The organism is Lewinella sp. (assembly GCF_050633125.1).
Taxonomy (GTDB): domain Bacteria; phylum Bacteroidota; class Bacteroidia; order Chitinophagales; family Saprospiraceae; genus Lewinella.
Genome location: NZ_JBOEFX010000052.1, coordinates 44,242 through 51,615, shown reverse-complemented (window position 1 = coordinate 51,615; position 7,374 = coordinate 44,242). Strand labels below are relative to the sequence as shown.

6 protein-coding genes are annotated in these 7,374 nt (G+C 44.7%); 1 reads left to right on the top strand and 5 read right to left on the bottom strand.

Annotation, left to right across the window (positions count from 1 at the left end):
- A partial coding sequence (locus tag ACRBG0_RS12530; RefSeq protein ID WP_431487218.1) for an alpha/beta hydrolase occupies positions 1 to 573 on the bottom strand: 573 nt, incomplete at its 3' end.
- Between the two features lie 131 nt (positions 574 to 704).
- Here ACRBG0_RS12530 and ACRBG0_RS12525 point away from each other — a divergent pair.
- Positions 705 to 1,997: an aspartate aminotransferase family protein gene (locus tag ACRBG0_RS12525; RefSeq protein ID WP_431487217.1), complete on the top strand. Its 1,293-nt coding sequence runs from the start codon at positions 705 to 707 to the stop codon at positions 1,995 to 1,997.
- A gap of 58 nt (positions 1,998 to 2,055) precedes the next feature.
- Here the strand turns inward: ACRBG0_RS12525 and ACRBG0_RS12520 are convergent, their stop codons facing one another.
- From ACRBG0_RS12520 to ACRBG0_RS12505, 4 genes are all read right to left on the bottom strand, one after another.
- Positions 2,056 to 3,417 carry a foldase protein PrsA gene (locus ACRBG0_RS12520; protein ID WP_431487216.1) on the bottom strand — a complete coding sequence of 454 codons (1,362 nt, stop codon included), beginning with the start codon at positions 3,415 to 3,417 and terminating at the stop codon, positions 2,056 to 2,058.
- Between the two features lie 74 nt (positions 3,418 to 3,491).
- Positions 3,492 to 4,358, bottom strand: coding sequence for a hypothetical protein (locus tag ACRBG0_RS12515; RefSeq protein ID WP_431487215.1), 867 nt, complete (start codon positions 4,356 to 4,358; stop codon positions 3,492 to 3,494).
- A gap of 79 nt (positions 4,359 to 4,437) precedes the next feature.
- Positions 4,438 to 6,408 carry a peptidylprolyl isomerase gene (locus ACRBG0_RS12510; RefSeq protein WP_431487214.1) on the bottom strand — a complete coding sequence of 657 codons (1,971 nt, stop codon included), beginning with the start codon at positions 6,406 to 6,408 and terminating at the stop codon, positions 4,438 to 4,440.
- A gap of 408 nt (positions 6,409 to 6,816) precedes the next feature.
- Entirely contained in the window at positions 6,817 to 7,365 is a 549-nt protein-coding gene (locus ACRBG0_RS12505) for a hypothetical protein (RefSeq protein WP_431487213.1), read from the bottom strand.
- Positions 7,366 to 7,374 lie beyond the last annotated feature (9 nt).

Genomic DNA, 7,374 nt, shown 5'->3' with positions numbered 1-7,374 from the left:
TAAATCAACAACACCACTCATGCTCCCTGCTACACCAAACCAATCAGGATGCTTAAGTGCAATACTTAGAGCACCATGGCCACCCATACTCAAGCCCGTAATTCCACGATAGCGGGCATCTTGATAAGAACGAAAATGCTCGTCTATATACTGTGGAACTTCTTGGCTGATATAGGCATAAAAGAGTTGAGTGGAATCGACATAACTGTTGAGGTACCAACTGTTGAAATTACCATCTGGCGTGACGATAATCATATCATGCTCACTGGAAAGCTCTTTGAGGCCTGGAACGCGATCGTACCAGTTGGCATAATTACCGGAATACCCGTGTAGCAAATAAATGACCGGATAAAAATTAACATTAGAGTCAAGGAAGTAGCTTTCTGGGAGGATCACATTGGCATTAAATACCTTACCCATTACCTGACTTGGGATAGCGACTCTCCTTACTAGTGAATCCAGCGCAATGCCGACCTCCGGGCGTTCGCCGTTGTCTTGAGGTGCTTTATTACAGTTCTGCATTAAGATAGAGCAGAGTAAAAGTGACAAAAGAAAGGTCGTGATTCGTTGCATAGAAAAGAGAATTAGAGATGGGCTACAACCCCTAAAGTACTTGTTTTAGCGTAAAACTACTTATTTTCGAAAATTAATGATTGCTTTTCACATTCATCGAACGGCTGGATATTACATTAAAAACAAGACCTATGAACGAGGATTGGCAAAAAAATGCAGAGGAAGTACTCATCCGTTATTGTGGTACTTTTTCACCCCTTTTGATAGCGTCAGCAAAAGGCAGTTATGTTTATACGGAGGATGGAAGAGCTATCCTGGATTTTACTTCGGGGCAAATGTGCTCCGTTTTTGGCCACAATCACCCGGATATCTTGGCCGCTATGGAGCAGGCTGGTACACGAGCTATTCACCTCCTAAGTACGATGCTCTCCCCCGAATTGATAGCCTTAGGAAAAACACTGAGTGAGCTTCTTCCTAAAGGGCTGGATCGGAGTATTTTTTTGAACACGGGATCAGAGTCTAATGAAGTGGCTTTAAGAATGGCCAAACTGCATACCGGCGGTTTTGAAATTGTGGGTTTTGCGGGGTCCTGGCATGGTATGACTGCGGGAGCACAATCACATACTTATTCCCTTACTCGAAGAGGTTATGGCCCTGCTATGCCTGGAAGCCTGATGCTGCCAGCGCCCTATGCTTATCGTTGCCCTATTCAGCACTGCCAAGGTACTTGCGATAATAGTTGTCTGGAATTCGGCATGAAAATGGTTGATCAGCAATCGGTAGGTGCTTATGCTGCAATGATTGCGGAACCGGTGCTCAGCGCGGCGGGGATTATTGAATTGCCCCCTGCTTATTTAAAAAGACTAAAAGAGCTTTGTGATGAACGTGGCCTACTGCTTATTTTTGATGAAGCTCAAACAGGGTTGGGACGTTTAGGGCAAAACTTTGCACTTGAAGGATATGAATTGACTCCGGATTTCCTTACGCTGTCAAAGACTCTTGGGGGGGGCTTACCTTTGGCGGCAGCTGTATGTAGTGCCGAGATGGAAGAATCTTGTTATGAAAAAGGCTTTATTTATGTCACTTCCCATGTATCTGATCCACTTTGTGCGGCAGTAGGGTTAGCGACGCTCGAAATTTTGACAAGGGATAACATGGCCTCTCGTGCAAACGAAATGGGAACTTACCTCAAAGAGCAGTTAACAGCCTTAATGAACCTGCACGAGTGCATTGGTGATGTACGTGGAAAAGGGCTATTACTGGGCATGGAAATCGTAAAAGAGCGGAAAAGCAAGCAGCCTGATCCTGAATTGGGCCATAGGATATCAGAGGAATGTTTACGGCTGGGGCTCAGTATGAATATCGTAAGAGTGAAGGGTTTTGGTGGGGTATTTCGAATTGCACCTCCACTAACGGTGACACGAGATGAAATTGATTTAGGCGTAAGTATTTTGAATCAGGCGATCCGTAATTGTACGCAATAAAAAAAAGAAGTTAGTCTGAATGACTAACTTCTTTTTGAAAAGCGACTTGGTACTAATACTAAGGCTTTGCAATTCCATCCTCTTTCCATTTTGCCAAGTTAGGGCAAGTCTGAAAACGGCTATCAATTTGGATATAGGTGGATGCTACCCGTTTTTGAATCCACTCACTAAGGAATTCGTTTTGCTTAGATTCTTTAGTTGCCAGCATAATTTTATTGTAATCCTGCTGGAGGTTCGCCCGGTGTGGTAGGGTTCTTGATTGCAACTGAACGATCCGGTAAAAAGTTTCGCCTGAAGGGCTGGCAAAAGGAAAGGGCGCAGTAATGCCACCAATTTTCATCGTATCAACTGCGAAATAGACATCGGGGTCAAGGTCTGCAACTTCGTAGAACGTATTCCCAGTAGCGGGGTTCATCATCCGGCCGTCGTTATTGAAACTCTGGACATCTTCATTGCCAAAACGCTTGACGCCAATCGAGAAAGTAATCGAGTCATTGACAATCAGTGTACGTACAGAGTCCAGGTGTTGTTTAGCTAGCTCCAGGTCATTGTCCGTAATTTCTGGACGAACGAGAATATGGCGGACGCGAATGGTATTTCCCCGACGTTCCAACAATTGAATAAGGTGGAAGCCAAATTCTGTTTCAATAACCTGACTAATCTCTCCGGGCTCAAGTTGGTAAGCTGCTGCTTCAAATTCTGGTACGAATTTTCCTCGCTTAGCCCACCCGAGGTCACCACCAATCCTTGCAGAACCATCATCGCTAAAGCGTTTGGCAGCTTCTTCAAAAGTGGTTGCACTGGTCGTTATTTGCTCTCGTAGGCCTTCCAGTTTAGTAATAGATTTTTGCCGTTCTTCCGCATTAACGGGCGGAACGTAGACGATTTCACCTACTTCTACTTCTGAGCTAAAGTAAGGAAGGCTATCGATAGGAATCTGGTTAAAGAAGTTTTTTACTTCCGAAGGGGTTACATTTACACCACTCAACACCTGCGATCGCATTCTTTCAGAAAGAAGTTGGGAGCGCAAATCCTCGCGGAATTGCTCTTTTACTTGGGTAACAGTCTGGCCATAGTAAGCTTCAAACTGCTCAAGATCGCCATTCATGTAAGATAAAATTCTGTCAATCCGGGCATTGAGCTGCTCTTCCAGTTCTTCATCTGCAACGAGAATACTATCCAGCTTGGCCTGATTAACCAATAACTTGCTGGACAATAACTGGTCCATAATGTCACAACGCAAACCTTCACCAAGGTTGGGGTTCTGAGCCTTGAGTAGAGAGTTTTGCTCTTCTACCTCTGATAATAGCACGATCTCACCTCCTACCATTGCGACGACCTTATCGATCACCTCCCGCTGGGCAAAACTCATTTGGACACAAAAGAGTGCGGCGATCAAAAAACAGATTTGCTTATTCATAAACCAAAACTTGTACATTGTTAACTAAAAATAAGGAACAGCACGAAAATCGTAATCAATTTTCTGCGCAATAATCAGTAAAAGGTCTCCACATTCTTTTCCCGCAGTTCCCGTTGGTAAATGTCTTCTTTTACTTCTTCCACCAATTGTAACTTACGCTTGTGCAAGATCACCTTGCGGGCCTGCTCTTCTACGTAAGACAAAGGGGCGATTTCTTTACGGTTTTTTAATTCAAAAAGCCTAAAGTAGTATTGATGGTGCTCATCTCTCTGAGTGAATTCCCGCTTGGAACCAATATTTCCAGCGGTTAGTGTACCCGTGGGTAATTGTTCAGCAACCTCTTCTACGGCATACCACAAATCCTCTTTCAGCAATGCTACTTCGGCGTATTGATCACAATAAGCCCGTAGAGCTGCCAGATCTCCTTCCTCCGCCTTGTTCCAGAGATTGCGTAAGCGATCTCCTTCCGGGGTCGGTATCGGTACTTTTATAAACAGGCAGCGAGCAATAGGCTTCTGTAGTTCGTAGAGCATCTGGTTTTCTTCGTAGAACTCTTCCAGCTTTTGCTTAGTGACGACCGAGTCGAGTAGTTGTTCTACCAAAATTTTCTCGTAACTAGAACGCACTAAAGAAGCACGATAATCCCTCACCATCTTATTGATGTTAAGATCAGCTGGAATATTACGCTCTGCTTCGTTCAAAATAGCAGCTTCACGTACCCAACGCCCTACGTAGGATTCAATAACCAACAGACTGTCTTGCCCCGAAAGGCCTTCTGGAAACATACCTTCCATTTCTGAAATGTAAAGGGATTTGCTTCCTACTTGAGCCAATAATCGATCTTTCTCACTTTCCTCAGTCGTTCCTAGTTCACAGGAAGCTAAGCTTCCTAGAAGAAGGAATAGAATGACTGATGGTATCCACTTATTCAACTCCTGCATCAATCGTTTTTGAACCGTTTTTTGCAATAATATTAGGAGCAGCAAGAAAACAAAATCGCATTTTATTTTCTGCGCAATATTACCGAATCAGACTTTTGAAAACTTTCTGGTTGATTTTTACTTCGTAGCTTTTACGAAGTTCCTCTACCCATTCTTTTTCCAATTGGTCCTGGTAATCGGCAATTACATAACCACGGGCTTCACTTAGGCTTTTATTTCCTTCCGGGATAATCTCCTCAATCTTGAAAAACTTCAGGCTGCGGCTGCGGTCATTCTCAATTAAGTTGGTTACAGCACCAGCTTTCCAGTCAGCATCAGAAAGGTCGGTATTACGGAATTTTTCATAAGTCGCTTCCTCGGTAACCACTTTCACACTGCCATCCACGTTGAAATGAGCTTTTACTTCATCGGCGGTATGGTTCATGGCATAAGTACGGATTTCCGGAGCCAAGTCTTTATTATTCGTACCGATACGATAAACGGTCGTTTTAGCACGGGGTGCCCAACGGTATTTACCCTGGACGCCCGTAAAGAATTTCTCGAGCCCGGTGCTATCCTGAGCCGCTTTGTCCCAAACTTCCATTTTGGTAGCTTCGAACAAGAGTATGCCTTCTTCGTATTCCCGCATCAAACTGCGGAATTCAGGATATCTCTTTTCTAACTGAGACTCTTCATATTTCAATAACTGATCATCCACAAATTGAGCATACAAGCGGTGAGCAACCGATGCTTTATTGCCTTCCCGGCCATAAGTAACCCGCTCGCGAGTAGCTTTACCCAAGTAGCTTTCAAAGTCACCAAGGGTTGCCTGGTATCCACCGTCTAGACTGAACAACACCTTAGGCGATGCCATTGCAGGTGCTTTCCAGCGGAAAGTAGTAAAGGTATCGGGTAAGCTGCCAATGTAGCCATCCAGTAGTACTGTATTCTCCGTGAAATTGTTCTGGCTGCGGATGTTCCGAAGCAAAGCTTTCTTCGCTTCTTCAAAACGAGGGTCTTTTCTGACATCTCCTTCTAAACGAGGTTTCTCAGCGGGAAATGGTTGTATCTCCTTACGACTAATTCTTTTGATAACGTGCCAGCCGAGGCTTGTTTTAACCGGCTTGCTATAGCCATCATCTTCGGATATAGCAAAGGCTGCATCTTCGAATGCTTTTTCATAACGAGAAATGCCAAAGAAACCAAGGTAACCGTTGTTGGTAGCGGTACGCTTGTCTTCACTGGCTGTGCGGGCAAGCTGATCAAAATTAGCGCCTCCTTGGAGGGCTTGGTAGATACTGTCAATCTTTGTCTTAGCTACAGCTTCACCCAGTGGCTCTTCGCGGACAAGAATGTGGGCTACTTCCATTTCTCCTCGTGCCGGGCGGCGCTCGTGCACATACAAGAGGTGGTAACCGGCATTGGTGCGGATAGGCATCGTGACGGTTTTGAGCGGTGCGTCGTAAGCAGCATATTCTAAATTGTGCAAACCAGCAGGGTAGAGGGCTGTAGTAAAGCCGATCCGGCCACCCTTGTCCTTGCTATAGCGATCTGCAGATACTTCTTTTGCGACCTCCTCAAAGGAAGCACCATCTTTGATCCGGTTATAAGCAGCCATGATCTGTTGGTAGGCTGCCAGTGTATCTGAAGGGGCAGCATCAATTTTGAGATTCACCAGGATGTGGCTGATATCTACATCTTCCTGTAGGTGCTCATAGGCTTCCATAATGAGTTTGTCACCTATGGCACGGTCGATCAGGTAACTGTCAGCCAACTGACGGCGATAACCAGCTAATTCTTCTTGTAGTACTACAATGGTATCAAGCCGCATTTCTTTAGCTCGCTGTACTTTGAGTTTGAATTTTACGTAGAGGTCTAGGTATTCTTGTAGAGAAGCTTCGGAAAAATCAGCGTTCTCACCGTTGGTTTTACTGTAAATGTAGTCGAATTCTTCTACCGTAACGGGTACGTCTTCAACAGTGAATAAAACGCGTTGGTCATTATTTTGGGCAAATAATCCCGCAATGGTCAGGCTGAATAGGGTCAGCAACAACGTCCATTGTTTTGTCATGAGTAGCCAGTTTTTGTATTAACAAAGAAAAAGTCCTTGAACCAGAAAGAAGATCATCTCCTTTCTGGCTGAAAAACGACGCAAAATTAGAAAAATTACCCCAGTAAAAGGGATAAATCTTTGTTATTGAACTGGCAAAGGTTTTGAAAGCCGGAACTGGGAATTAGGAATAGAGAAATTTCAAGCTGGACTTTCGGCATTTTGCAGAAAGCAGTAAAGGGGGGCGCGGCGATTGTATCGCCACTTTGAGTAGAACATAGAGGGGTTTTAAGAACGCTAGCAGAAATCAACTTGAAATTTATCAACATCAGCTTTTCTAATTGAAGTTGGTAATTGATTCCCAGCCGCTGATTACCCCTCTATGCTCTATCTTAAGGGCGCGAAGCAGCCCGCATCTTTCTACGGACTTTAGCCTCCAATCTTCCGGCCGCCAGCAACTCTGGTGTTGACATCAACCTGTTGTAGGCGCTCTAAATCAACCATTAGTGCGGTATAGGCATCATTGGCATCAACCGTCCATTGCTGGCCAGCGTAAGTGACGACGCCCTGCTGACGGTTCCAGTCGCTGGCTAATAGAACATAACGGTTGGCAACCTTAGGATTTGGACCAAAAATAAGGTAACGGTCATCGCCGCCGTCTTCAAAACTCACGGCAAAACGATTGCTCTTAGGGCTAAATAAAAATACCCCTGGCGTGCCTCGACGGAAAGTGATCTGGTCACGTTTGCGGCCATTGACGACTTTAATTTCTCCTTCAATGATTTGGGAATTGCCTCCGGTAAGTTCGCGGTAGAGTACAATATCATCGGAGAGGTAGAACTGGATTTTACGAAGATCACCTTCCGTCCAGTTATTGTCTTCGTAAAGATTTTGAGTAAAAGGACTCAGTGTTGGGCTACAGGAAGTGAGCATGGTTACGAACCCCAATAGCAACAGGCAGTATTTGATCATTTTCATGGTTGTTAA

Excerpts from the sequence above, each read along its gene's own strand:
- ACRBG0_RS12525 (WP_431487217.1), top strand. The coding sequence starts at position 705 with ATGAACGAGGATTGGCAAAAAAATGCAGAGGAAGTACTCATCCGTTAT.
- ACRBG0_RS12520 (WP_431487216.1), bottom strand. The coding sequence starts at position 3,417 with ATGAATAAGCAAATCTGTTTTTTGATCGCCGCACTCTTTTGTGTCCAA.
- ACRBG0_RS12515 (WP_431487215.1), bottom strand. The coding sequence starts at position 4,358 with ATGCAGGAGTTGAATAAGTGGATACCATCAGTCATTCTATTCCTTCTT.
- ACRBG0_RS12510 (WP_431487214.1), bottom strand. The coding sequence starts at position 6,408 with ATGACAAAACAATGGACGTTGTTGCTGACCCTATTCAGCCTGACCATT.
- ACRBG0_RS12505 (WP_431487213.1), bottom strand. The coding sequence starts at position 7,365 with ATGAAAATGATCAAATACTGCCTGTTGCTATTGGGGTTCGTAACCATG.